The sequence below is a fragment of the Streptomyces sp. NPDC017448 genome, assembly GCF_044330565.1.
In the GTDB taxonomy this organism is placed as follows: domain Bacteria; phylum Actinomycetota; class Actinomycetes; order Streptomycetales; family Streptomycetaceae; genus Streptomyces.
This window is the reverse complement of the sequence record NZ_JBIRLM010000020.1, coordinates 85,532-110,370: the sequence shown is the minus strand read 5'-3', so window position 1 is coordinate 110,370 and position 24,839 is coordinate 85,532. Positions and strand designations below refer to the sequence as shown.

General features: G+C 70.9%; 21 protein-coding genes and 3 pseudogenes. 16 read left to right on the top strand and 8 right to left on the bottom strand.

Going from position 1 to position 24,839, the window contains the following annotated elements; genetic code table 11:
* Nucleotides 1-113: 113 nt before the first annotated feature.
* The gene (locus ACH4K1_RS27140; protein ID WP_398092197.1) at nucleotides 114-1,133 is read right to left on the bottom strand and encodes a Gfo/Idh/MocA family oxidoreductase; all 1,020 of its coding nucleotides are present in this window, start codon (nucleotides 1,131-1,133) and stop codon (nucleotides 114-116) included.
* Nucleotides 1,134-1,261: 128 nt separating this feature from the next.
* Here ACH4K1_RS27140 and ACH4K1_RS27135 point away from each other — a divergent pair, with 128 nt between their 5' ends.
* The 10 genes from ACH4K1_RS27135 to ACH4K1_RS27090 all read left to right on the top strand — a co-directional run bounded on the left by ACH4K1_RS27135 (nucleotide 1,262) and on the right by ACH4K1_RS27090 (nucleotide 11,520).
* Entirely contained in the window at nucleotides 1,262-2,020 is a 759-nt protein-coding gene (locus tag ACH4K1_RS27135) for a GntR family transcriptional regulator (protein ID WP_398092196.1), read from the top strand.
* A gap of 329 nt (nucleotides 2,021-2,349) precedes the next feature.
* A complete protein-coding gene (locus tag ACH4K1_RS27130) occupies nucleotides 2,350-3,330 on the top strand; it encodes a sugar ABC transporter substrate-binding protein (protein ID WP_398092195.1) in 981 nt (326 codons plus the stop codon).
* A complete protein-coding gene (locus tag ACH4K1_RS27125) occupies nucleotides 3,327-4,373 on the top strand; it encodes an ABC transporter permease (RefSeq protein WP_398092194.1) in 1,047 nt (348 codons plus the stop codon). The genes ACH4K1_RS27130 and ACH4K1_RS27125 overlap by 4 nt, the downstream gene beginning before the upstream one ends.
* Nucleotides 4,370-5,227 (top strand): ATP-binding cassette domain-containing protein, encoded by an 858-nt coding sequence (locus ACH4K1_RS27120; RefSeq protein WP_398092193.1) that lies wholly within the window; start codon nucleotides 4,370-4,372, stop codon nucleotides 5,225-5,227. Before ACH4K1_RS27125 ends, ACH4K1_RS27120 begins: the two co-directional genes overlap by 4 nt.
* Nucleotides 5,228-5,382: 155 nt before the next feature.
* Nucleotides 5,383-6,549 (top strand): ROK family glucokinase, encoded by a 1,167-nt coding sequence (locus ACH4K1_RS27115; protein WP_073766875.1) that lies wholly within the window; start codon nucleotides 5,383-5,385, stop codon nucleotides 6,547-6,549.
* Between the two features lie 79 nt (nucleotides 6,550-6,628).
* Entirely contained in the window at nucleotides 6,629-7,225 is a 597-nt protein-coding gene (locus ACH4K1_RS27110) for a hypothetical protein (protein ID WP_398092192.1), read from the top strand.
* A gap of 703 nt (nucleotides 7,226-7,928) precedes the next feature.
* Nucleotides 7,929-9,152 (top strand): alpha/beta fold hydrolase, encoded by a 1,224-nt coding sequence (locus ACH4K1_RS27105; RefSeq protein ID WP_398092223.1) that lies wholly within the window; start codon nucleotides 7,929-7,931, stop codon nucleotides 9,150-9,152.
* A 12-nt stretch (nucleotides 9,153-9,164) separates the two neighbouring features.
* Entirely contained in the window at nucleotides 9,165-9,818 is a 654-nt protein-coding gene (locus ACH4K1_RS27100) for an MBL fold metallo-hydrolase (protein WP_398092191.1), read from the top strand.
* 98 nt (nucleotides 9,819-9,916) lie between these two features.
* Complete coding sequence (locus ACH4K1_RS27095) at nucleotides 9,917-10,696, top strand: exodeoxyribonuclease III (RefSeq protein ID WP_398092190.1); 780 nt, start codon at nucleotides 9,917-9,919, stop codon at nucleotides 10,694-10,696.
* 77 nt (nucleotides 10,697-10,773) lie between these two features.
* Nucleotides 10,774-11,520, top strand: a complete 747-nt coding sequence (locus tag ACH4K1_RS27090) for a Clp protease N-terminal domain-containing protein (protein ID WP_398092189.1) — start codon at nucleotides 10,774-10,776, stop codon at nucleotides 11,518-11,520.
* 145 nt (nucleotides 11,521-11,665) lie between these two features.
* Here the strand turns inward: ACH4K1_RS27090 and ACH4K1_RS27085 are convergent, their stop codons facing one another.
* Nucleotides 11,666-12,445 (bottom strand): SDR family NAD(P)-dependent oxidoreductase, encoded by a 780-nt coding sequence (locus tag ACH4K1_RS27085; protein WP_398092188.1) that lies wholly within the window; start codon nucleotides 12,443-12,445, stop codon nucleotides 11,666-11,668.
* Between the two features lie 196 nt (nucleotides 12,446-12,641).
* Here ACH4K1_RS27085 and ACH4K1_RS27080 point away from each other — a divergent pair.
* Nucleotides 12,642-13,323 (top strand): annotated as a pseudogene (locus ACH4K1_RS27080) (site-specific integrase); the annotation flags it as partial.
* 54 nt (nucleotides 13,324-13,377) lie between these two features.
* Here ACH4K1_RS27080 and ACH4K1_RS27075 read toward each other — a convergent pair.
* From ACH4K1_RS27075 to ACH4K1_RS27055, 5 genes and pseudogenes are all read right to left on the bottom strand, one after another.
* A complete protein-coding gene (locus ACH4K1_RS27075) occupies nucleotides 13,378-14,136 on the bottom strand; it encodes a hypothetical protein (protein WP_398092187.1) in 759 nt (252 codons plus the stop codon).
* A 450-nt stretch (nucleotides 14,137-14,586) separates the two neighbouring features.
* Nucleotides 14,587-16,799 (bottom strand): annotated as a pseudogene (locus ACH4K1_RS27070) (RHS repeat-associated core domain-containing protein); the annotation flags it as partial.
* A gap of 60 nt (nucleotides 16,800-16,859) precedes the next feature.
* On the bottom strand, nucleotides 16,860-17,222 hold the full coding sequence (locus tag ACH4K1_RS27065) for a hypothetical protein (RefSeq protein ID WP_398092186.1): 363 nt from the start codon (nucleotides 17,220-17,222) through the stop codon (nucleotides 16,860-16,862).
* A 256-nt stretch (nucleotides 17,223-17,478) separates the two neighbouring features.
* The gene (locus ACH4K1_RS27060; protein WP_398092185.1) at nucleotides 17,479-18,252 is read right to left on the bottom strand and encodes a hypothetical protein; all 774 of its coding nucleotides are present in this window, start codon (nucleotides 18,250-18,252) and stop codon (nucleotides 17,479-17,481) included.
* 212 nt (nucleotides 18,253-18,464) lie between these two features.
* Nucleotides 18,465-18,863: pseudogene (locus ACH4K1_RS27055) on the bottom strand (transposase); the annotation flags it as partial.
* Nucleotides 18,864-19,234: 371 nt separating this feature from the next.
* Between ACH4K1_RS27055 and ACH4K1_RS27050 the strand changes: the two are divergent.
* The 5 genes from ACH4K1_RS27050 (at nucleotide 19,235) to ACH4K1_RS27030 (ending at nucleotide 23,036) form a co-directional block, all read left to right on the top strand.
* The gene (locus ACH4K1_RS27050) at nucleotides 19,235-19,675 is read left to right on the top strand and encodes a DUF6278 family protein (protein ID WP_398092184.1); all 441 of its coding nucleotides are present in this window, start codon (nucleotides 19,235-19,237) and stop codon (nucleotides 19,673-19,675) included.
* Nucleotides 19,676-19,823: 148 nt separating this feature from the next.
* Nucleotides 19,824-20,567 (top strand): amino acid ABC transporter ATP-binding protein, encoded by a 744-nt coding sequence (locus tag ACH4K1_RS27045; protein ID WP_228989044.1) that lies wholly within the window; start codon nucleotides 19,824-19,826, stop codon nucleotides 20,565-20,567.
* A gap of 11 nt (nucleotides 20,568-20,578) precedes the next feature.
* Nucleotides 20,579-21,502 carry a glutamate ABC transporter substrate-binding protein gene (locus tag ACH4K1_RS27040; protein ID WP_398092183.1) on the top strand — a complete coding sequence of 308 codons (924 nt, stop codon included), beginning with the start codon at nucleotides 20,579-20,581 and terminating at the stop codon, nucleotides 21,500-21,502.
* Nucleotides 21,503-21,516: 14 nt separating this feature from the next.
* A complete protein-coding gene (locus ACH4K1_RS27035; protein ID WP_398092182.1) occupies nucleotides 21,517-22,161 on the top strand; it encodes an amino acid ABC transporter permease in 645 nt (214 codons plus the stop codon).
* A complete protein-coding gene (locus tag ACH4K1_RS27030; RefSeq protein ID WP_398092181.1) occupies nucleotides 22,158-23,036 on the top strand; it encodes an amino acid ABC transporter permease in 879 nt (292 codons plus the stop codon). The genes ACH4K1_RS27035 and ACH4K1_RS27030 overlap by 4 nt, the downstream gene beginning before the upstream one ends.
* Nucleotides 23,037-23,077: 41 nt before the next feature.
* On the opposite strand, the gene ACH4K1_RS27025 is transcribed toward ACH4K1_RS27030, so the two are convergent.
* A complete protein-coding gene (locus ACH4K1_RS27025) occupies nucleotides 23,078-24,679 on the bottom strand; it encodes a CocE/NonD family hydrolase (protein ID WP_398092180.1) in 1,602 nt (533 codons plus the stop codon).
* Between the last annotated feature and the right edge of the window lie 160 nt (nucleotides 24,680-24,839).

Genomic DNA, 24,839 nt, shown 5'->3' with positions numbered 1-24,839 from the left:
GCCCGGGTGCGGCCCCGGTCCGCCCGGGTGCGGCCCCGGCCGGGTACGGCTCCAGCCCGGCCGGGTACGACCCCGGTCGGGTACGGCCCCGGCCCGCGGGACGTGGTTCCGGTTCAGCCGCCGGGGATCTCGACCATCGCGACCGGCCGGCGTTCCCGGCGGGAGACCTCGCACGCCTCCGCGATCCGCAGGGCGTGCAGGGCCTCGCGCCCGTCGCACGGATTGGCCAGCTCACCGCGGACCACCCGCAGGAAGGCGTCCAGCTCCGCCTCGTACGCCGGGGCGAACCGCTCCAGGAACCCGGGCCAGGGCTTCGCCGGGGCGCCGGGGCCGCCCGGCTCGGCCGAGGACAGCGGCGTGCGGTCGTCCAGGCCGACGGCGATCTGGTCCAGCTCCCCGGCCAGCTCCATCCGTACGTCGTACCCGGCGCCGTTGCACCGGGTCGCGGTGGCGGTGGCGAGCGTCCCGTCGTCGAGGGTGAGCACGACGGCCGCCGTGTCCACGTCCCCGGCCGCCCGGAACATCGCGGGCCCGGCGTCCGACCCGGTGGCGTACACCTCGCTCACCTCCCGGCCCGTCACCCAGCGCAGGATGTCGAAGTCGTGGACGAGGCAGTCGCGGTACAGCCCGCCGGAGAGCGGGAGGTAGGCGGCGGGCGGCGGGGCGGGGTCGGAGGTGGCCGCCCGCACGGTGTGCAGCCGGCCGAGCCTCCCGCCCCGTACGGCCGCCCTGGCCTCGCCGTACCCCGCGTCGAAGCGCCGCATGAAGCCGAGCTGGAGCACGCTTCCCGCCGCCTCGACCTCCGCCAGCGCGGCCAGGGTGCCGGGCAGGTCCAGCGCGATCGGCTTCTCGCAGAAGACCGGCAGCCCGGCGCGGGCGCCCCGGGCGATGAACCCGGCGTGGGCCGAGGTCGCCGAGCAGACCACCACGGCGTCGGGCAGGCCCCGGGCCCCGCCCTCCCCGGTGAACAGCTCCTCCACCCGGACCGCCGAGGCCCCGGTCCGTACGGCGGCGCGCGCCGCCCGCTCGGGGTCCGCGTCCGCCAGCAGCAGGGCGTCCACGGCGGGGTGGCGGCTCAGCACCTCCGCGTGGAATGTGCCGATCCGCCCCGTTCCGATCAGTCCGATGCGCATGGGCCCAAGGTCTCGTTCGCCCGGTCATCATGTCAAGCGTTTGTCCTGACAAATGGAGGAGTGGGCGACGGCGGTCCGCGCTCCGACGCGCCATGGCTTTGTCCGGACAAGCGAACTACGCTCGCTCCGTGACCGCACATGGAACCGACCGGCCGCTGCCGCTGAGCGTGGACCGCACCAGCCCGGTGCCGCTCTATTTCCAGCTGGCACAGCAGCTGGAGGCCGCCGTGGAGGAGGGCCGCCTGGCCCCCGGCACCCTGCTGGGGAACGAGATCGACCTCGCCGCGCGCCTCGGCCTGTCCCGGCCCACCGTCCGCCAGGCCATCCAGTCGCTCGTCGACAAGGGGCTCATGGTCCGCCGCCGGGGGGTCGGCACCCAGGTCGTCCACCGCCAGGTCCGCCGCCCGCTGGAGCTCAGCTCGCTCTACGACGACCTGGAGGCGGCAGGGCAGCACCCCACCACCAGGGTCCTGCGCGTCACCACGGAGCCGGCGGACGCGGAGGTCGCCGCCGCGCTCGGCGTCGCGGAGGGCGGCGAGGTGCGTCTCGTCGAGCGGCTGCGGAGCGCCCGCGGCGAACCGGTGGCCCTGCTGCGCAACCATCTGCCGCCGGTGCTGCTGCCGCTGCGCACCGAGGACCTGGAGGCGACGGGCCTCTACCGGCTGATGCGGACGGCCGGCATCACCCTGCACAGCGCCCGCCAGTCGGTGGGCGCGCGCGCCGCGACGGCGGAGGAGGCCCGCGCGCTGGACGAGCAGCCCGGAGCGCCGCTGCTGACGATGGAACGGATCACGTACGACGCCACGGGGCGGGTGGTGGAATTCGGCTCGCACGTGTACCGGGCGACGCGGTACGCGTTCGAGTTCCAGCTGCTCGTCCGCCCCTGAGCGGCCGCCCCCGCTCGACGCCCGCCCCGCCGGGCCCCGCGCCGCCCCCGCGCCCGCGGGCGCACCCGCCCGCAACCGCCGTGTGCACACGGGTTGCGTTCCCCCGGTCCCGTGCCCCAGGCTCCTGTGTCCGTCGGGCTCACCGGGCACGGGCCGCGCCCGTGAACGCCGGACCGGACGGGGGCGCGGGCGGGAGCGGGCAGGGCTCGGGGATACTTGGGCAGCCGGCCCGGAGCCGTACACGCCCCGGTCCGGTCGAGCGAAGCGCACAGCGAGCAGCAGTAGAAGGGCACGGCGTCGTGGCAAGGGTTCGGACAGGGGTACGCGCGATGGGCGCCGTGCTGGCAGTGGCGCTGGTCGCCTCCCTCGCGGGATGCAGCAGCACCGGCGGCAAGCGCGCCGAGGAGCGCGCGGCCGCCGCGGCCGAGGGACGGGCCGCGGTGAACACACCGCGCTGGACCTTCGCCATGGTCACCCACTCGGGCGACGGCGACACCTTCTGGGACATCGTCCAGAAGGGCGCCGAGCAGGCCGCCCTCAAGGACAACATCAACTTCCTCTACTCCCACAACGACGAGGGCAACCAGCAGGCCCAGCTCGTCCAGACCGCGATCGACAAGAAGGTCGACGGGCTGATCGTCTCGCTGGCCAAGCCCGACGCCATGAAGGCCGTGGTCGCCAAGGCCGTCAAGGCGGGCATCCCGGTCGTCACCGTGAACTCCGGCTCCGCCGAGTCCAAGGAGTTCGGGGCGCTCACCCACATCGGCCAGGACGAGGCCATCGCCGGCGAGGCCGTCGGCGACGAGCTGAACGAACGGGGCCGCAAGAAGGCCCTGTGCGTCCTGCACGAGCAGGGCAACGTCGGCCACGAGCAGCGGTGCGCCGGGGCGAAGAAGACCTTCGACGGCACCCTGCAGAACCTCTACGTCGACGGCACCAACATGCCCGACGTCACCGCCTCCATCGAGGCCAAGCTCCAGTCCGACAAGAGCATCGACGCGGTCGTCACCCTCGGCGCCCCCTTCGCCGACGCGGCCGCCCAGGCCAAGCAGACGGCGGGCAGCAAGGCCGAGATCGACACCTTCGACCTCAACGCCAAGGTCGCCACCGGACTCCAGAGCGACAAGCTCGGCTTCGCCGTCGACCAGCAGCCCTACCTCCAGGGCTACCAGGCCGTCGACCTGCTCTGGCTCTACCGCTCCAACCGCAACGTCCTCGGCGGCGGCCTCCCCGTCCTCACCGGCCCCCAGGTCATCACCAAGGACGACGCCGACGCCCTGGCCGACTTCACCAAGCGGGGCACCCGATGAGCGGCTCCACCGCCGCACCGGACCTGCCGGACGAACGCCTGGTGCGCACCTCGCCGCTGCGCAAGCTCCTCGGCCGCCCCGAACTGGGCTCGGTCGTCGGCGCGGCGGCCGTCTTCCTGTTCTTCGCGATCGTCGCGGACAGCTTCCTCCAGCCATCCAGCCTCGGCACCGTGCTGTACGCGGCCTCCGTCCTCGGCATCATGGCCGCCCCGGTCGCGCTGCTGATGATCGGCGGCGAGTTCGACCTCTCCGCCGGCGTCCTGGTGACCAGCTCCGCGCTGATCTCCTCGATGTTCAGCTACCAGATGACGGCCAACGTCTGGGTCGGGGTCCTGGTCTCGCTGCTGGTCACCCTCGCCGTCGGCGCGTTCAACGGCTTCATGCTGACCCGCACCAAGCTGCCGAGCTTCATCATCACGCTCGGCACCTTCCTGATGCTGACCGGGCTGAACCTCGGCTTCACCAAGCTCATCAGCGGCACCGTCTCCACCAAGGCCATCGGCGACATGGAGGGCTTCGACTCGGCCCACGCCCTGTTCGCCTCCACGCTGACCCTCGGCGGCGTCGAGCTCAAGGTGACCATCCTGTGGTGGATCGCCCTGGTCGCCGTCGCCACCTGGATCCTGCTCCGCACCCGCTTCGGCAACTGGATCTTCGCGGTCGGCGGCGAGGCCGACGCGGCCCGCGCGGTCGGCGTCCCGGTCGTCCGCACCAAGATCGGGCTGTACCTCGGCGTCGCCTTCGCCGCCTGGGTCTCCGGCCAGCACCTGCTGTTCAGCTACGACGTCGTCCAGTCCGGCGAGGGCGTCGGCAACGAGCTGACGTACATCATCGCCGCCGTCATCGGCGGCTGCCTGATCACCGGCGGCTACGGCTCCGCGATCGGCTCGGCGGTCGGCGCCCTCATCTTCGGCATGACCAGCAAGGGCATCGTGTACGCCGAGTGGAACCCGGACTGGTTCAAATTCTTCCTGGGAGCCATGCTGCTCCTGGCCACCCTGCTCAACGCGTGGGTGCGCAAGCGCGCGGAGGCGACGACATGACGGCCACCCCCGACAGCACCGCGGACGCGACCGCCGGGCCCCTGGTCGAGCTGGACGACGTCTCCAAGTTCTACGGCAACATCAAGGCGCTGGAACACGTCTCGCTGGAGGTCCACGCGGGCGGGATCACCTGCGTCCTCGGTGACAACGGCGCCGGCAAGTCCACCCTGATCAAGATCATCGCAGGGCTGCACCGGCACGACTCCGGGCGCTTCCTGATCGAGGGCGAGGAGACCGCGCTCGCCAACCCGCGCGACGCCCTGGACCGGGGCATCGCCACCGTCTACCAGGACCTGGCCGTCGTCCCGCTGATGCCGGTCTGGCGGAACTTCTTCCTCGGCTCCGAGCCCACCACCGGCTTCGGCCCCTTCAAGCGCCTCGACGTCCGCACGATGCGCGAGACGACCCGCAGGGAACTGCTCCGCATGGGCATCGACCTGCGCGACGTCGACCAGCCCATCGGCACCCTGTCCGGCGGCGAACGCCAGTGCGTGGCCATCGCCCGCGCCGTCTACTTCGGGGCGAAGGTCCTCGTCCTGGACGAGCCGACCGCCGCGCTCGGCGTCAAGCAGTCCGGCGTGGTCCTCAAGTACGTGGCGGCCGCCCGCGACGCCGGGCTCGGCGTGGTCCTCATCACGCACAACCCGCACCACGCCCACCTCGTCGGCGACCGGTTCGTGCTCCTCAAGCGGGGCGTGATGTCCGCCAGCCACACCAAGGACGACGTCACGCTGGACGAGCTGACCCGTCAGATGGCGGGCGGCAGCGAGCTGGAGGAGCTGAGCCACGAGCTGGAGCGCACCCCGGCCCCCACCCTCCCGGGCGCCTCCACCGCGGCCGACGACACCCCCTGACCCGCCGCCCGCCCCGGCCGCGCCGGAGTTCCGCCCCGGCGCGGCCGACCCCGGCCATCGGCCGCCGGGCCCGGGCAGTGGCAGAATCGAGCGCGGCGGGCGCCGTCCGCCGCCGACCGCGACAGCGGCCCGGCCCCCGAGACCCCGCAGGGACGATGAGCACGTACCGCGACTTCGCACACCGCGGCTCAGCCCGCGCCACCGTCCTCAAGACCGTCGGCACCAAGGAACGACGCTCGCACCTCTCCGCGCCCCGCGTCCCCACGGTCGGGATCGACATCGGCGGCACCAAGGTGATGGCCGGCGTCGTCGACGCCGACGGCAACATCCTGGAACAGCTGCGCACCGAGACGCCCGACAAGTCCAAGAGCCCCAAAGTCGTCGAGGACACCATCGTCGAACTGGTCCTGGACCTCTCCGACCGGCACGACGTCCACGCGGTGGGCATCGGCGCGGCGGGCTGGGTGGACGCCGACCGCTCCAAGGTGCTGTTCGCCCCGCACCTGGCCTGGCGCGACGAACCCCTCCGCGACGCCCTCGCCTCCCGCCTCGTGGTCCCCGTCATGGTCGACAACGACGCCAACACCGCCGCCTGGGCGGAATGGCGCTTCGGAGCGGGCCGGGGCGAGGACCACCTCGTCATGATCACCCTCGGTACGGGCATCGGCGGCGCGATCCTGGAGGACGGCCGGGTCAAGCGCGGCAAGTACGGGGTGGCGGGTGAGTTCGGCCACATGCAGGTGGTGCCCTCGGGCCACCGCTGCCCCTGCGGCAACCGCGGCTGCTGGGAGCAGTACAGCTCCGGCAACGCCCTGGTGCGCGAGGCGAGGGAGCTGGCCGCCGCCGACTCCCCGGTCGCGCACTACCTGCTGGACCGGGTGAAGGGCAACGTCTCCGACATCACCGGGCCGCTCATCACCGAACTGGCCCGCGAGGGCGATGCGATGTGCATCGAACTCCTCCAGGACATCGGCCAGTGGCTCGGCGTCGGCATCGCCAACCTGGCCGCCGCGCTCGACCCCTCCTGCTTCGTCATCGGAGGCGGTGTCAGCGCCGCCGACGACCTCCTGATCAACCCCGCCCGCGACGCCTTCAAACGCCACCTCACCGGCCGCGGCTACCGCCCCGAGGCCCGCATCGCGAAGGCGCAGCTCGGCCCCGAGGCGGGTATGGTCGGCGCCGCGGACCTGGCCAGACTGGTCGCCCGCCGCTTCCGTCGAGCCAACCGGCGCCGGGTCGAGCGGTACGAGCGGTACGCCCAGTTCTACGACCAGGCGGCGAGCACCCTCCGCAACACCCGGCCCACCCGCACCGCCGACTGAACCGCGGCCGCCCTCCCCGGCGTCCCCCTTCCCGTACGCACGCCTCCGCACGCCGCAGCACCCTAGGGACCACCTGATCATGATCGCAGCCGAGCACCCCGTGGTGCCGCACCAGTCGGAGTCTCCGGGCGACGGCGAGGGCAAGCCGCCCGAGGACCCGCGGCATGTGGTCAAGCGGCGCTTCATCACCGCCACGATCATCGTGCTGCTGATCGGCATCCCGGCCGGCTACCTGCTCATCTCGGCCGGCCAGAGCCGCCGCTCGGGCCAGGACAAGGAGGCGGAGGCGGCCGCTCAGGGGCTCCGGGAGGGCTGGCCCTCCAAGATGCAGCGCCGGATCTTCGAGATCCCCATCCCCGGCAACGGACAGGGCGTCCAGTACTACGAGACGAACAACTGGAAAGCCAGCCGGATGTACGCGAAGTTCCGGACGACCTCCGCCGGTCTCGACCGCTTCCTGTCCGGAGTGGGCACCGGACGCGCCGCGCTGGAGCCGGACACCATCACCATCAGCCAACGGGACATCAAGATCACCGGCTGGTCCTTCGGCGCCGGAGAGCGCTGGGCCGGCACCACGCACAGCAACAAGAAGCCGCGCCCCACCCAGAACATCACGGTCAACATGACCGATCCGGCCAGCCCTGTCGTGTACGTCGTATCGGCGGCGACCCCCTGACCCGGGGGCCGGAGGGGCGCTCAGTAACCTGGAGCGAGTGAGCGAAGTGAGCGAGACGACCCCGCAGCCCGTGCCGGCCCCCCACCCGGGCGGTCCCGCCCCGCACCACGGAGCGCCTCACCAGGCGGCCCCGGCCCCGCACCGGGGACCGGACGCCGCGCCTCCGGAGCCGTACCCGGACCCCGCGTCCCCGTACCCGGCTCCCGGCGGTGGCGGTACGCCCGGGTTCCCGCAGGCCCCGGCGCAGGCGGAGCGCGTCCCGTTCGCCCCGCACCCCCCGGCACCGGTGCAGCCGGCCGCGCAGGGCCCGTTCGCCCCGCCGCCGCCCGGCCCGACGCCGCCGGGCTCGACACCGCAGACCGCTCCGGGCCCGGAGACCGGCCAGGAGCCGTGGGCGTCGTCCGGCCCGCCCGCCGCCCCCGTACCGCAGGCCGCGCCCGCCGCGCCCGTGCCGCAGGCCGCGCCCGCCGCCCCCGTACCGCAGGCTCCGCGGGAAACCCCCGCCCCGCAGGCCGGGGCCGCCCCGCACGCCCCTCCCGTACCGCAGGCCGCCCACGCCGCGCCCGTGCCGCAGGTCGCGCAGCCGCCGCACGGGGCTCCCGGCTCGCAGGCGTCGCCCGGCAGCGGCCAGGGGGCGCACGCGCCGAGCGAGCTCCCCCGGACGCTCCAGTACCGCTTCGACGGGCCGGAGGACGCCCCCGTCCTGGTCATCGGCCCCTCCCTCGGCACGACCTGGCACATGTGGGACCGCCAGGTGCCCGAGCTGTCCCAGCACTGGCGGGTCTTCCGCTACGACCTGCCCGGCCACGGCGGCGCGCCCGCCCACGCCGCCGCCTCCGTCGCCGACCTGGCCGACCGGCTGCTCGCGACGCTGGACGGGCTCGGCGTCCAGCGGTTCGGCTACGCGGGCTGCTCGATCGGCGGGGCGGTCGGCGCGGACCTGGCGCTGCGCCACCCGCACCGGGTCGCCTCCCTGGCGCTGGTCGCCTCCTCGCCCCGGTTCGGCACGGCCGACGAGTTCCGGCGGCGCGGCGTGATCGTCCGTACCAACGGCCTGGAGCCGATGGCCCGCACCGCCCCCGAGCACTGGTTCACCCCCGGCTTCGCCGCCGCGCAGCCCGCCATCGTCGAGTGGGCCGTGCAGATGGTCCGCACCACCGACCCCGGGTGCTACATCGCCGCCTGCGAGGCGCTCGCGGCGTTCGACATCCGCGGCGCGCTGGGCCGGATCGGCGTCCCCACCCTGGTGCTGGTCGGGGCGGAGGACCAGGTCACCGGTCCCGCCGAGGCCCGCACCCTGGTCGCCGGGATACCCGACGCCCGCCTGGCGCTCGTCCCCGGCGCCTCCCACCTCGCGCCCGTAGAGCAGCCCGCCGCCGTCAGCGACCTGCTGCTGACGCACTTCTCCACCGGCTGGCAGCAGGACACCTCGGCCGCCATCCCCGTCCTGCCCCACGCCCCCGGGCCCGCCGCCTCCGCCGCCCCGTTCGCCCCGGTGGCCGAGATCGCCCCGGCCGCCGCGCCCGACGCCGCCGTACCGACGCCCGACGACCGGTACGAGCGGGGGGCACGGGTACGCCGCGAGGTGCTGGGGGACTCCCACGTCGACGCGGTGAACGCCGCGTCCGACGCCTTCACCGAGGACTTCCAGGAGCTGGTCACCCGGTACGCCTGGGGCGAGGTCTGGAGCCGGGACGGCCTCGACCGCCGCACCCGCAGCTGCATCACGCTCACCGCGCTCGTCGCCTCCGGCCGCCTGGAGGGCCTGGCCGCGCACACCCGCGCCGCCCTGCGCAACGGCCTGACGCCCGCCGAGATCAAGGAAGTCCTGCTCCAGACCGCCGTCTACTGCGGCCTCCCGGCCGCCGGAGCCGCCTTCGCCGTGGCGGCCGAGGTGATCCAGGAGGAAACCACCCCGCCCGCGTAGCAGGATGGAGCCATGAACGCATCGCCCGGGGCACTCACCCTCACCAAGAAGACCCACTCCTGCGTCCGGATCGAGAAGGAGGGGCGTGTCCTGGTCATCGACCCAGGGGGCTTCTCCGAGGACGACGCGGCGCTCGGCGCGGACGTCGTGCTGGTCACGCACGAGCACCCGGACCACTTCGACGAGGCGCGGCTGCGGGCGGGCCTGGAGGCGAACCCGGCGGCCGAGGTCTGGACGCTGCGCAGCGTGGCGGAGCAGCTCTCGGCCGCGTTTCCGGGGCGGGTGCACACCGTGGGCGACGGGGACGCGTTCTCCGCCGCCGGTTTCGACGTCACCGTGCACGGGGAGCTGCACGCGGTGATCCACCCGGACATCCCGAGGATCACCAACATCGGCTTCCTGGTGGACGGTTCGGTCTTCCACCCCGGTGACGCGCTCACCGTCCCCGAGCGCCCCGTGGACACGCTCCTGCTGCCGGTGATGGCCCCCTGGAGCAAGATCTCCGAGGTCATCGACTACGTACGCGAGGTGAAGCCGCGCCGCGCGATCGACGTCCACGACGCCCTGCTGACCGATCTGGCGCGGCCGATCTACGACAACCAGATCGGGGCGCTGGGCGGCGCGGACCACGGCCGGCTGGCCCCGGGCGGCGTCACCGAGCTGTAGGGCCGCCCGCGCACCCGCGCTGTCCCGCCCGGCCCGCCGTCCCCCACGGGGCGGCGGGTTTTCGCTGCCTGTCAGTGGGAGCGGCTAGGTTGGTGGCCATGCGCATCGCCACCTGGAACGTCAATTCGATCACCGCCCGGCTGCCGAGGCTGCTGGCCTGGCTGGAGAGCAGCGGCACCGATGTGCTGTGCATCCAGGAGACCAAGTGCGCGGCGGAGCAGTTCCCCGCCGAAGCCCTGCGCGAGGCGGGGTACGAGTCCGCCGTCAACGCCACGGGCCGGTGGAACGGGGTCGCGCTGCTCTCGCGCGTCGGCCTCGCCGACGTGGTCGTCGGCCTGCCCGGCGGCCCGGACTACGACGGCGTCCAGGAGCCCCGCGCGGTCTCGGCCACCTGCGGCCCGCTGCGGCTGTGGTCGGTGTACGTACCCAACGGCCGCGAGGTCGGGCACGAGCACTACGCGTACAAGCTGCGCTGGCTGGAGGCGCTGCGGAAGGCCGTCGCGGCCGACGCCGCGGGGAGCCTGCCGTTCGCCGTCCTGGGCGACTTCAACGTGGCCCCGACCGACGAGGACGTCTGGAACCCGGCGCTCTTCGAGGGCTCCACCCACGTGACGGCCGCCGAGCGCGCCGCCCTCGCCGCCCTGGAGGCGGAGGGGCTGGGCGAGGTGCTGCCCCGCCCCCTCAAGTACGACCGCGCGTACACCTTCTGGGACTACCGGGAGCTGGGGTTCCCCAAGAACAAGGGCATGCGGATCGACCTGACCTACGGCAACCCGCCCTTCACTGCGGCCGTCAAGGACAGCTACGTGGACCGTGAGGAGCGCAAGGGCAAGGGCGCGTCCGACCACGCCCCCGTGGTCGTCGACCTGGACCTCTGAGCCGGGACGGGGAGGAGGCCGCCATCGATTGACAACCCAAGGTTGACACTCATGGGGTGTCAACTTAGGGTTGACGCATGACGCAGCCTCTTCCCGCCACGCCCCCCGTCCGGCTCGACGATCTGATCGAGGCCATCAAGAAGACCGACGACGACGCCCTGGGACAGCTTTCCGGCGCGGTCATCGCCGCCGATCACCTCGGCGAGGTGGCCGACCACCTGATCGGCCACTTCGTGGACCAGGCGCGCCGCTCAGGGGCCTCCTGGACGGAGATCGGCCGCAGCATGGGGGTGACCCGCCAGGCGGCCCAGAAGCGCTTCGTGCCCAAGAAGGGCGAGGGAGCGCCCGACCTGGACCCGAGCCAGGGCTTCGGCCGCTTCACCCCGCGCGCCCGCAACGTCGTCGTGGCGGCCAACAACGAGGCCCAGGCCGCCCGCAGCGCCGAGATCGCCCCGGCGCACCTGGCGCTCGGCCTCCTCGCCGAGCCGGACGGCATCGCGGCCCGGGTCGTCACGGGCCAGGGCGTCACCCCCGACGCCCTGCGCGCGGCCGCCTCCGCCGCGCTCCCGGCCGCCGCCGGCGACGTGCCCGAGCTGATCCCGTACGACGCGGACGCGCGCAAGGTCCTGGAGCTGACCTTCCGCGAAGCGTTGCGGCTCGGCCACAACCACGTGGGCACGGAGCACATCCTGCTGGCGCTGCTGGAGTTCGAGGCGGGCTCCGGCGTGCTGTCCGGCCTCGGCGTGGAGAAGGACGCCGCCTCGCAGGCCGTGGAAACGGCCGTGGCCGAGGTCGCCGCCTCGTCGGCCCGGCAGGACTCCTGACGTCCTGGCCGGGGGAGGGGGGGCGGGCCCGTGGGCCCGCCGCCCGGACGTCGGGCGAGGCCCGGTGCGCCGGGAGCCCGCCGCGCGGGCGCCGGGGCCGGGCCGCTCCCGTCCCGGCCGCCGGGCGCCGGGAGCACTCCGGACGTCAGTGGACCGAGAAGCCGCCGTCCACGAAGAGGGCCTGTCCGGTGACGTACGCGGACGAGGGTCCGGCCAGGAAGACCGCGGCCCCCGCGAAGTCCTCGGCGAGGCCGTTGCGGCCGACCATGGTCCGGGCGGCGAGCGCCGCCACCTTCTCCGGGTCCGACTGGAGGCGCGCGTTCAGCGGCGTCAGCACGAACCCGGGCACCAGGGTGTTCACGGTGACGCCGTGCGGCGACCAGGCCTCCGCCTGCGACCGGGCCAGCGACTCCAGCCCGCCCTTGGACACCCCGTACGCCCCGCTGTTCACGAAGGCGCGGTGGGCCTGCTGCGAGCTGACGTGGATGATCCGCCCGTACCCGCGCTCGGCCATCCCGGGCCCGAACCGCTCTCCCAGCAGATACGGGGCCTTGAGGTTCACGGCCATGGTGGTGTCCCAGACGTCCTCGCCGAGATCGCCCATGGGCGGCCGCAGATTGATGCCGGCGCAGTTGACGAGGATGTCCGGCTCCCCGAAGGCGGCGACCGCCCCGTCGGCCGCGGTCCGCACCCCCTCACCGGTCCCCAGGTCGGCGCTCACCCAGGCGGCCCGGCACCCGTCGGCGGCCAACTCCTCCACGGTGGTCCTCAATTCGGCCTCCCGCCGAGCCACCACCACCACACTCGCCCCGGCCCGGGCAAGGGCGCCGGTGATGGCCCGCCCGATCCCGGAACTGCCCCCGGTCACGACGGCCACCCGCCCGGCCAGCGAGAACAGGTCCGACACATACGTCTGCGCACTCATGTCCGAACCTTAGGACACCGGTCTGCGAGGCCCCGCGCGGGCCGGGCCCCGGCGGCTTCGCCGGGCGGACCGGCGTCAGGGTCGCCTTCGGGGTGCATGAACCGCACGGGCTTGCCCAGCGACCGGGCGTAAGGCGATTTCGGCTCGAGTGCTGTCTCCGATGTAGTCGTCACACCGGGCTGTGACATGAAGTCGCCGCCAGTTCCCCGATGCAGCCCGCGCCGACCCGCTCCATGCGCTGTACGAACTCGCCCGAAGAACCGGACTCCGCAAGGGCGAACTCCTGGGGCTCCACTGGGAAGACCCCGGCCTCGACGCAGGAACAACCATCATCCGCCCCTCACTCCAGCGCACCCGCACCGGCGGCCTCACACATTTCCCCACCAAGACCTGGGCATCCGAACGCCGCATCGCCCTCCCCGACCGGATGCCTCCACTCCCTCAAGGAGCACAGAGGGCGGCAAGGCCAGGAGCGAGAGGCAACAGCAGCGCACTGGAGCGACAGCGGGCCCGCAATCACCATGCCCACCGGCCGGCCTCTCGACCCTGCCAACCTCACCCGCCGCTTCCGCGGCTTCCTCAAACGGGCCGGACTTCGACGCATCCGCTTCCATGGCCTCCGCCACTCGACCGCCATCCTGCTTCTGGAACAGGGCGTCGACCTCTTGGTGATCAAGGAGTTGTCGGGTCACGCCTACATCGGTGTCACCGCCGGCGTCTACGCCCACGTACGCATCCGCCCTCAGCGCGACGCCATCGATCTGCTCGCCACGCGCTCGGCCGCCCCTGACAGTCAGACGGCGGCGGACACCCCTGTGTCCGTCGCCGTTGCCGTCAACTACTGCCGTCAGGCGGTAAATCAGCCCCGCCGCACATAGCTCGGCGGGACTAAAATTTGCTACTGATCACGATCCCTAGCAGCGCAACATCTACTAGCGGTCACCGGACAGCCGGGCAAGTACATCCGCAGCGAGCTCTGCTGAAGCGTGGTCGAGACCTACCGTCGCCGTTCCATCCAGACGTTCGGACATGTAACCGGCCATCGCGGACACTGCATCCGCAGAGGCCACGGGGGTGAGCCACCTAAGCCACTCGCAGACCATGCGCATTCGAAAATCCCTGAGAATTTCTACGCGGTCCAAAGGATCTGACTCCGAGGCCAGCTTGATCACCTTGAACGAGGCGGCAAGGCGATTGTGCGGCATATCGTGAGTCGAAAGAATCAGTCCGAGTTCATCAGACTTACCGAGATTGAAATTATCGGCTACTACAAACTGGGGCAAGGGGTAACCGTCCACGCTTGTCAGTGCTTGCCCGTCGCGTCCGGAATCGATAACTACGTCGACTCGGGAAGCAATTCCGGGGTCATCGACAGCGACTCGGATGTGATGCACGCCAGGCTCCCCGACGTTCTGTACGAAACGTGACACGCCGAGGATGTCGCCGACTCCGATAGCCCCGTCGTCGAGCACCAAGTCTCCGTCGAACAGGACGCTGCCCTCGGCCGGGCCAGCCCTGTTCCACAGCCTGACCCGGACCAGCCCCACCTGCGCACGTACGGCGATCTGGAGGTGACTCCTAGACACCACCAGTGGCGCACCGGCCAGCGCCAGAACCTCCTCCGGCGGGGCTGTCGATCCAATACGGATCACGCGATGGTTCAAGTAGAGCTCGGCACTACCAATGAGCATTTCTCCGCCAACTACCCGATCTAAGGTTGATGGTGCGCCCGGTCAGCGCCATCGCCAACCGGGCGCACCCTGGCCCTACTACCGCGTATGGCCTGGCAGTAGCTCCGCTAGCTTCTCAGCTGCACTCGGAATCCCTGGCAGCCCCGCAAACGTGGGATCGTGATAGCCGTGGTTGCGCAGCATCTGCTGGGCTTTCGATACAGCAACCGCCTGAGTATCACTGCACGTTTCACAGTGAGGAAACAGGCTGCGCGGAAGGCTAGTCGGTCCAATTCCAGTAGACGGCTGGTGGTCACCCGTCATAGTCGGACTGCTCCCACCGCAGGAGTGGCATGGCCTTCCCTGCATGGCCGCACTCTGCTCGGAGGTGACGACCGGCCCGGTTGCAGGCACCGACTCATCGGTATGAGGACCGACGCGCAGCGTATTCGCCTCCCTCTGACTCAGCGATACGTTGCAGTTGTGAACGAGGACCGGGATGGCACCCGCCAGCACATAGTACGTGTGCGTGTTGCCGACGGTGAGGTTGTGGACCGTTGCGCCAGAGCTGGTCCAGCGCTCGACCGCGGTGATCTGTACCCGGGTGCCGGAGCCGGTCCGGAGCCACTGGCCCGACTGGAGGTCCGTGGCGTCGATCCACTCGCCGAGCTCGGGGACCCAGAACGGGTGGCCGTCGGTCGCCGTGACCTCCGCGGACTTCGAGCCGCGGTCGCCGTCGGTGTCGGTGGCGACCTTGACCAGGCGCTTGGCGCCCTCGCCCTTGATCTCGGCGGTGACCGTCTCGACCCGGGTCTCGCCCGTCTCCGGGTCGGTGGCCTTGACCTTGTCGCCGGCCTTCACCTCTTCGATCGGCTTCGCCGAACCGTCGGCCATCAGGACCTTGGTGCCGGGCGTGAAGCTGTTCGTCGTACAGGAGGCACCCTCGCCGGTCTTCCCCGACCCGCCGCTGCCGCTCGTCCCGCCCTTGGATCGGGCCGAGCCACCGGAGGAACCACCGGGCTTGGAGACGCTCTTCCCGCCGCCCCCTGACGTCTTCTTGACGCTCGCGGCCGAAGAGACCTTCGGAGCCGCCTTCGCCTGTGCCTGCTTCTGGACCGGGTTACCGGTCTTCTTTGTCTGGTTGACCGCCTTGTTACTGGTGGTGTTCGCCTTTTCGGCGGCTTTCTTCTTCTGTGCCTGTGCGGCCTTCTTGGCCTTCTCGATCGCCGCCTTCTTGGCGTCGAGCGCTCTCTTTTCCGCCGCCTTCGCCGCGGCGAGGACGATCTGGGCCGCCTTCTTCGCCGTTCTCCATGCCTGGATCGCGGCGATCGTGCGGTTGACCGCCTTCAGGACCGAGGGGATCTTCCCCAGCTTGGCCCAGGGAATCGCCCCGATGATGAGGCTTCCGCAGGCCCACATGTCACCGCCGAAGCAGTTCATGGCGTCGGTGATGCCGATGAAGTCCTTCAGCGCGCCCCAGGCCGCCGAGAGGATCACCGAGGTGAGCGAGCGGCCCATGGCCGCCTGGGCCCGGGAGACCTGTGCGGCGCTGAGGCCCGCGCCGGCGAGGGCCGCTGCCGTCTCCGATGCGGTCAGCGTCACCGAGAGGCCGGTGGGGTCGGACAGGGTGACCGGGCTGTTGTGGGCATAGGCGTAACCGTTGGACTGCAACGGGTCGGCCAGGTCCAGGATCGGGTCGGCGGAGAGGAAGCGGCCGACGACCGGGTCGTAGAGGCGGGCTCCCAGTGGCGTGCAGCCGGAGGAGTCGCCGCGGGCCGCGCCCAGGAAACCGGCGTGGTTCTGCATGGTGGGCGTGGCCGCACCGCGCTGGTTGCCGAAGGGATCCTGCTTGCGGACCCGGACCGACATCGTGTCGTTGAGGGCGACCTCGGCGTAAGGGCTGCCCTGGTGGTCCGTGGCGATGGCGACCAGATGCTGAGCGCCGGTGCCGTAGCTGTAGCGGAGGACCGAGCCGCCGGGCGTCGCGTAGGAACGCTGGGTGTTGACCAGCATCCCGCCCTTCTGGACCGTGACCTCGGAGTCGCCCAGGTGCAGGGTGGCCTGCTTCCCTGGACGGTCAGCAGGCGGGTGCCGTCGGGCCCGTAGATGTGACGGGTCTCGTTCTGCGCCTCCCACTGCTGGGCGGCGGAGCCGCCGGCGCAGGCCGCCGGCGCGATCGGCGTGGTGTTGGCCGTGGCCCCGTCCTTGGTCCAGGTGAGCTGCTGCTTGTCGCCCGTCCCCACGGAGGTGACGGTCTTGGCCTCACCGGTCAGCTCGTACAGCCGCTCCGCCGCGGCGGTGACCTGCGCGCCCTGCGGCGTGACGTACTTCTTCGTCAGCTTGGTGAGGGTGCGCGGCTGGCTGCCGTCGGCCTTGCCGTACGCGTAGGTGGTGACGGCGTCCTTGGAGGTGTCACCGGACAGGTCCTTCTCGGACAGCTTCTTGCGGTTGCCGAGCAGGTCGTACTCGTACTCCTGCCAGTAGCCGGAGCCGTCCGGGCCCGCCGTCGCGTTGGACGTGCCGTCAGGGCCGGACGGCCCGGCGGTGCAGGAGTTCTGGTCCTCCGGCGTCCAGGCCTTCGTCAGCTGGCCCAGCGGATCGTACGTGAAGCACTGCCGCTCCTCGATGCCGAGGGAGCGCTCGCGGACGGAGGTGACGCCGCCCGCGTCGTCGTACCCGTAGGAGATCCAGCCCGGCGCGACCGACATCGTCACCCAGCTCTGACGAGGCCCCACCGCCCGGTCCTACTTGATCGTGCCGGTGAACTCCGGGAAGGCGGGGACGTCGTCAGCGGTGGTGCGTTGCACCGTCACCACAGCGTCCTTGCCGTACCGCTTCTCCAGGGAGTGGTCGCTGGTCTTCACCGCCGGCACACCCTTCGCGAGCCGCCCTTCGAGCGGAGCACTGTTCTTCGAGAAGATCGTCAGGTCGGCGGTGCCACCGTTCGTCGCACCGTCCACCGAGACCGGCCCCTGGTCCAGCTCGATGGCCTGCCCACTCCTGTCGTCGACCTTCACCCGCACCCGGAACCCATGTGCCTTAGGATTCGGCTCCTTGAACTCGTCCCAGTCCGAGAACGCCTTCGCGTCAAGGACGGTGACCTCCAAACCGTCCGGCCAGGCGTAAGCCTTCCCGGACGGCAGGTCCGTGGAAGGCCCGCCACCCCCGCCTGTTCCAGCTCCGTCATCCTCGGAGCAGTGCTCCATCCAGTCCGCCTGGTCCAGCGACGTGTCCGAGCACCACCTCGTGCTCAGGCGCCGACGCCTTCACCGTGGACTTCGGCGCGGCCGGATCATCGCTGCCACCGCAAGCAGTGAGAGACAGGCAAGGAGAAGGCAGCCGCAGCAGCAGTGCGGGTGCGCATCAGCAGCTCTCCTCGAACTTCACCGCGGTGAACTCGACCGGCTGCCCGTTCAACGCCGCCCCGGCGGCCGGCTTCTGGGAGCAGACCTTCCAGTTGGACTCCAGCAGCACCATCCGGTCTTCGGCCGCATCGGTCACCGTGATGGACGTACCGGAGGCCAGGGCTCCCCGTGCTGCGTTCACGGACTCCCCGACCAGGTTGGGCATCTTCCCGCCCGCGGCCTCGGGTGCCTTCTTGTCGCCGGCCGGGCAGGTCTCCTCCAGCTTCACCGCACCGAAGTCGAGGGTGGTGTCGGTGGCGGTCGTCTTGCCGGCCTTGATGTTCTGGGAGCAGACCTTCCAGTTCCGGTCGAACGTCTGCATGCGGTCGCGCCCGGTACTGTCGTGGGACTTCAGCGAGTAGAAGCCCTTCTCCTGGGCGGCGTCCTGTGCGAACTGGAGGCCCATCCCGACGAAGTCAGGGACCTTCGCCTTCTCCTGGGTCGCCTTCTTCGGCTCCTCAGCCTTCTCGACCTTCGCCGGCGTGGCGTCGGCCTTGTCCTCCGCCGGCTCAACCGGCTGGGCGGTCACGGTCTTCGTCACCGTCGGGGCCGGCTTGCTACTCGCCGCGGTCTCGGCGCCACCGCTTCCGGCGGCGCCGAACATGATGCCGATGACGAACAGGCCGGCCCCGGCGGGGATCACCACTCTCTTCTTCGCCCACTTCGGCCCACCGGTCTTCGGCGGTTCAGGCGTGAACGGCTGCTGCCCCCAGCCAGGGTGCTGGTACGACATGTGTCCCCCTACGTGCGGATCGTGAAGATCCGACCGTAACCACCCGACCACACCCCGGGGAGCCACATGTTCCGGTAGTGACGGAGTTGTGACCAAATAGCGGGGGAGAGGTGATCAGAAGGTCTGGGGGTCGAATGGGGACGTCTCGACGTCATAGGGCACCACCCAGGGCTCGAACCCCTCTCTGCAGCAGAGAACGGCCAAGCGGATCGGCGTTCCGGACCACTGGGCGGACCACCTTTGGTCACGATCGTCCCCCTCCTGCCAATGCGGCGGCGGTTGGCCCGCTGGTCCTTCGGTTCGGGGATCGTGTGCTGGATGTGGCGTCTTCTCAGGTAGCGGCGGTTGCGGCGGGAGCTGTATGCCGTGTCACCGCTGACGTGGTCGGGCCGGGGTCGGGGGCGTCCGCCCCGTGGCCGGGGCACCCGGATCCGGTCCAGGGCCTCGACCGGTTGCGGGGCGTCGCCCCACTGGCCCGGTGTGAGCAGGAGGGTCATGGGGCGGCAACCGCCCTCACCGGCGAGGTGGATCTTGCAGGTCGGGCCGCCCCGGGAGCGTCCGAGTCCCTCGTCGGGGCCGTGGTGACGGGGCGTCGCCCTTCGTCCGGCCACCGTCTCGGGTGGAGCGTGAACGGGGGACGCCGGGGCGGTCCCGTTACGCCGAACTTCTGTTCGGCTCAATAAGTCACCAACGCGGCATCCCGCTCGCCGTTGGGTACCTCGTCGGCCTCGGGTCGCGGTCCACACCCCCAAGGTGCGGCGACCCGAGGTCGGTTTTGTGTCATGGTGAACCGATGGCTGCACTTCAGGGGGAGTTGCTCTCTTGCTTCCTGTGGGGGCAAGTGGGAGACATGTAGGAGATGATCATGGCGAGTGTGGGCGAACTGGAGCTGACCAGGGTCAGGCGACGGAGCAACCCGGGCGGGGTGAATTTCAAGGGGTGCCTGCTATCCAGCCGATCCGCGATCTGAAGGGGCAGAGAGTTGAACATCCCTTTCTTGGACAACTGGCGTAAGCGTCAGGGTGGTACGCGGGGGGCCGCGCTCGCCGCCGCCGTCGAGACGGATCCCGACGGCGTGGCCGAGCTGCTCGCCGAGTGCGAGCTGCTGCGTGTCCGAGCGGGGCAGCAAGGGCTGGAACTCGACGACGCCCCCGCTTCGTTGGCCGCGCTCGACCAGCTGTCGCCCCGCTGGCGCGACGACCCCGAGGAGCTTCCCTGGCTCGGCAACGACGCCGGCCTCTACCTCGGTACGGTGATCGTACGGACCGTCCCCGGGGCGGCCTGGGACGTCTGGCCGAGCGGGCAGCCCGTGGTGCGGCTGGAGTCCGGCCGGGAGATCGACGTGGTCGCCGCCGGGCTGGAGTGGGCCGTGTCCGGCAGTCCCGAGCTCTCCCAGGTCTACGCGGAGTCGGCCGAGAGCTGACCTCCCCGGCGGCGATCGGTCGCGGATCTCATCACCTGAAGAGATAAACAGCCTTTTGCACCATTCACGCGTGTCGGGTGCGAAGTCCCTTTTCGCGATGGATAGTTTGCGCTGACCTCGACACAGCGACAAGTGGGTAGGGCAGCGCATGGCCGTCGATCCGTTGATCGAACTGAGGGACGTCAACAAACACTTCGGGGAGTTGCACGTACTTCAGGACATCCATCTCACCGTCGGCCGCGGGGAGGTGGTGGTGGTCATCGGCCCCTCCGGTTCCGGGAAATCCACCCTGTGCCGGGCGATCAACCGGCTGGAGACGGTCGAGTCCGGCAGCATCACCATCGACGGGCGGCCCCTTCCCGCCGAGGGCAAGGGCCTGGCCCAGCTCCGCGCCGAAGTCGGCATGGTCTTCCAGTCGTTCAACCTCTTCGCGCACAAGACCGTGGTGGACAACGTCTCGCTGGCCCAGATCAAGGTCCGCAAGCGCAAGAAGGACGAGGCGGACCGGCGCTCCCGGGAGCTGCTGGAGCGGGTCGGCCTGGCCGCCCACGCCGACAAGTTCCCCGCCCAGCTCTCCGGCGGCCAGCAGCAGCGCGTCGCGATCGCCCGCGCCCTGGCCATGGATCCCAAGGCGCTCCTCTTCGACGAACCCACCTCCGCGCTCGACCCGGAGATGATCAACGAGGTCCTGGAGGTCATGCAGCAGCTGGCCCGGGAGGGGATGACGATGATCGTCGTCACCCATGAGATGGGCTTCGCCCGGTCCGCCGCCAACCGCGTCGTCTTCATGGCCGACGGCTGCATCGTCGAGGACCGCGTTCCCGAGGACTTCTTCACGTCCCCGTCGAGCGACCGCGCCAAGGACTTCCTGTCCAAGATCCTCAAGCACTGAGGGGGGCTTCCATGTTGCGTACGAGGAACACGCGTACGGGCACCGCCCTCGTGGCCGGTCTCCTGCTCGCCGCGCTCGCCGCCGGCTGCGGCAAGGACGGCAGCCCGCCCGTCAAGGGGCCCAAGGCCGAGGCGCTGCCCGTCTACCGGGTCGACACCGGCTTCGACCTGCCCGACTCCCGCACCTGGACCAGGGCGAAGAAGCGCGGCCATCTCACGGTCGGCGCCAAGGAGGACCAGCCGTACCTGGGGGAGAAGGACCCGGCGAGCGGGGCCTACACCGGGTTCGACATCGAGATCGCCCGGATGATGGCGGCCTCCCTCGGCTTCGAACCGAAGTCGATCCGCTTCCGGACGATCGCCTCCGCCAACCGCGAGACCGCCCTGCAGAACGGCCAGATCGACTACTACGTCGGCACCTACACCATCAACGACATGCGCAAGAAGCTCGTCGGCTTCGCCGGCCCGTACTACATGGCGGGCCAGGGGCTGCTCGTGCGCACCGACGAGGACGACATCCACGGGCCCCAGGACCTGGGGGGCAGGACCGTCTGCTCGGCGGCCGGGTCCACGCCCTACCAGCGGATCGCCGCCGACTACCCCCGGGCGACCCTCGTCGCGTACGACACGTACTCCATCTGCGTCGACAACCTCCTCACCTACCAGGTCGACGCCGTCACCACCGACGACGCGATCCTGCTGGGCTTCGCGGCCAAGGCGCCGGACGAGATGAAGGTCGTCGGCAAGCCCTTCTCGAAGGAGCCGTACGGCATCGGCGTCCCGCGCGCCGACAACGCCCTGCGCGAGGCGCTCAACGACGCGCTGGAGGCCAACGAGAAGAACGGCAACTGGAAGAAGGCGTACGAAGCGACGCTGGGGCTCTCCGGAGCGCCCGCCCCGGCCCCGCCGCCCATCGACCGCTACCCGGCGACCTGAGGGGACGGCCACCCATGGATGTACTGACAGAGAACTTCTCCCTCTACGGCAAGGGATTCCTCGGCACGGTCCAACTCGCCGTCTACGCCTCGGTACTGGCACTCGTCCTCGGTTTCCTGATGGCGTCCTTCCGGGTCGCGCCCGTCGCCGCCCTCCGGGTGCTCGGCACGGTCTGGGTCACCGTGCTCCGCAACACCCCGCTGACCCTGCTGTTCTTCGCGGTCCTGCTCGGCCTGCCCCGCTTCGGGCTGGTCCTGCCCTTCCAGGTCTTCGCCGTCATCGCGCTCGGTTGCTACACCTCGGCCTTCATCTGCGAGGTGCTGCGCTCCGGCATCAACACCGTGCCCACGGGCCAGGGCGAAGCCGCCCGCAGCCTCGGGATGAACTTCGGCCAGACCCTGGCCGCCGTGGTCCTGCCGCAGGCGTTCCGGTCGGTGATCCCGCCGGTCGGCTCCACCCTGATCGCGCTGGCGAAGAACTCCGCGATCGCCGGGGCGTTCAGCGTCACCGAACTCCTCGGCACCTACAAGACGCTCAACGAGCTGGGCTACAGCATCATCTGGTCCTTCGTCTGGATCGCCGTCGGCTACCTCATCATCACCCTGACCATCAGCGCGCTGTTCACCGTGATGGAGAAGCGCTGGGGAGTGGCACGATGACCAAGACCCGCAACCGCAGGCCGGCCGCGCCCGGCGCCACCGCGCTCTACGACATCCCCGGCCCGGTGGCCCGCAGACGCCACCGCCTGTACGGGATCGCCGCGACGGTCCTGATCGCCGTGCTGTTCGGCTGGATCGTCTACCTCCTCTTCGACACCGGTCAGTTCACCGCGCAGAAGTGGACGCCCTTCGAGTACAAGGGCATTCAGGAACTGCTGCTGCGCGGCCTCGGCAACACCCTCAAGGCGTTCGCCTACGCGGCGGTCCTCTCGCTCGTCCTCGGCGCGGTCCTCGCGGTCGGCCGGCTCTCCGAGCACCGGGTGCTGCGCTGGATCTCCACGGTCCTGGTCGAGTTCTTCCGGGCCATGCCGGTGCTGGTGATGATCTTCTTCATCTTCGTGGCGCTGAAGGTCCAGCCGCTGCCCGCCCTGGTAGCCGGCCTCACGCTCTACAACGGCTCCGTCCTCGCGGAGGTGTTCCGCACCGGGATCAACTCCGTGGACCGGGGCCAGCGCGAGGCCGCGTACGCCCTCGGCATGCGCAAGACGCAGGTCACCACCTTCGTCCTGGCCCCCCAGGCGGTCCGCGCGATGCTGCCGACCATCATCAGCCAGCTGGTGGTCGCGCTCAAGGACACCTCGCTCGGCTACCTGATCACCTACGAGGAATTCCTCCACGCCGGGAAGCTCATCGCCTCCAATCTCGACTACGATCTTCCCTTCATCCCCGTCGTGATGGTGATCTCTCCGATCTACATCGGGTTGTGCATGCTGCTCTCCTGGTTCGCCACCTGGGTGGCCAGGAGGGAGCGGCGCAACCTCAAGACCGAAGCGGTCGGGGTGGGCCCGACCGATCCAGGAACGCTGCTGCCGTGAGGGCAGCAGCCGGGCAGTGCCCGCCCGGCAGCAGCCGGTGATCACTTCTCGCGCAGCGGGACCGAGAGATGACTCGGGTCCGTGCCGGGCGAGGAGAAGGTCAGCTGCGCGCCGGTCGGGTTGTGCTCGATGTACAGCGGATCGACGGTGTCGATCACCAGGGCGAGCCGGTGACCGGCCGGGACGTCGTAGGCCGTGGAGTACAGCTCCAGGTCGACGGGGAACGGCCGGCCCGGCGTCTGCCCGTGGAAGGTGTACGGAGCGTTGCTCACCAGCTTGCCGACGCCGAGGGGCCCCACGTCGTAGAGGTACGCGACGAAGGTGCCGCTCGGCTTCGTGCTGGTGACCGTGGTGTGCAGCCGGGACGTCCCCCGGACGCGCTGCTCGGTGGCGTACCGCTCCGACTGCCACACGCTCGCGAACGTGCGCGGCAGCAGCGGCACGGAGACCGTCGGCGGGAGCTTGAGGAACTGGTCCAGGGCGTTGGACAGCAGCGTGATGCCGCCGTTCGCCCCCGAATCGACGTTCGCCCAGACCTTCTTGGATTCGTCCAGCGGGATGCGGCTCCGCACCGCGCCGACCGATTTCCAGTCCGGGTACCCCTCGTACCCCTCGCCCGTACGGGACTTGAGCTGGACGGGTGGCTCGGTGTCGATGCCGTTGTGCTCGTCCTTGAGGTAGCGGTCGAACCAGCGGCGAGTGCTCGTCCAGGTGTCGTTGGGCAGCCCGAACAGACCGGTCAGCTCGGCGGTGGCGTGGTCACCGGGGCGGAACTCCAGCCGCTTGGGGCCGGTGAGCTTGTCGTAGAACGAGGCGTACTGGTTGGGCGGGAAGATCGTGTCGCCCCAGGCGTTGCCCATCATGACGGCGGCGCCGTTGGCGTTGATCGCGTCCAGGTGGGCGGCGGGGGAGCGCTTCTTCCCCCAGGCGATCATCTCCGCTTCCTTGTCCAGGTTGGAGCCGAGGAAGTCCTTGAGCGTCCGCGTGAGTTCGTCGCTCGGCCGGCCGGTGACCAGGCCCGCGCCGCCGAGCAGGGCGGCGGCCTGGAGGTGCTGGGTGCGCCCGCTGTAGATCGAGTCGATCAGATCGGCCCACCCGCTGAGGGCGGCGACCGCCTTGATACGCGGGTCGTGCCCGGCGGCCAGCAGGCTGATGCCGGCCCCGTAGGAGACGCCGCCCATGCCGATGCGGTCGGGGTCGGCGGAGGTGTGCTTCAGCGCCCAGTCGATGACGGCGGAGGCGTCCGCGATGTCCGGCGGACCGGCGACCTCGATCTCACCGCCGGAGAGCCAGAAGCCGCGCGAGGTGTAACTCACCACCACGTAACCGGAGTCGGCGAGCTTCTGGGCCTGCGCCAGGTACTCGATCTGCGGCATCGCCCAGCTCGTCGGGAAGACGATGAGGGGGTGCTTCGCCCCCGCGGGCGCTCCCGTGGGGGCGACGACGTTGCCCTTGAGCGTGATGCCGCCGGATCCGGGGATGTCGTGGAACGTCAGGCCCTTCGCCGTCGTGCTCGTGGGAGCGGAAGCGCCGGTGGGGGCGGCCGTCGCGGCCGGGGCTGCGCCGAGCGCGGCCCCGGCGAGCAGGACGGCGGCGGTGGTGATCGAAGCGGTGGTGCGCAGTGCCGGTTTCGGACGAACCACGGGTCACTCCTCAGGCGTGCCAGTACAAAGTGACCCGACGGTAACCCCGGTCGTTTACCGCTGGTAACCACCGGGTGCGTTGCGTGAAGGTAACGATTGTTGGACGCGGCGTCAGTAGCGGTCGGAGGGCGGAACCGGGGCCACCGGACCGCCTCGGGGC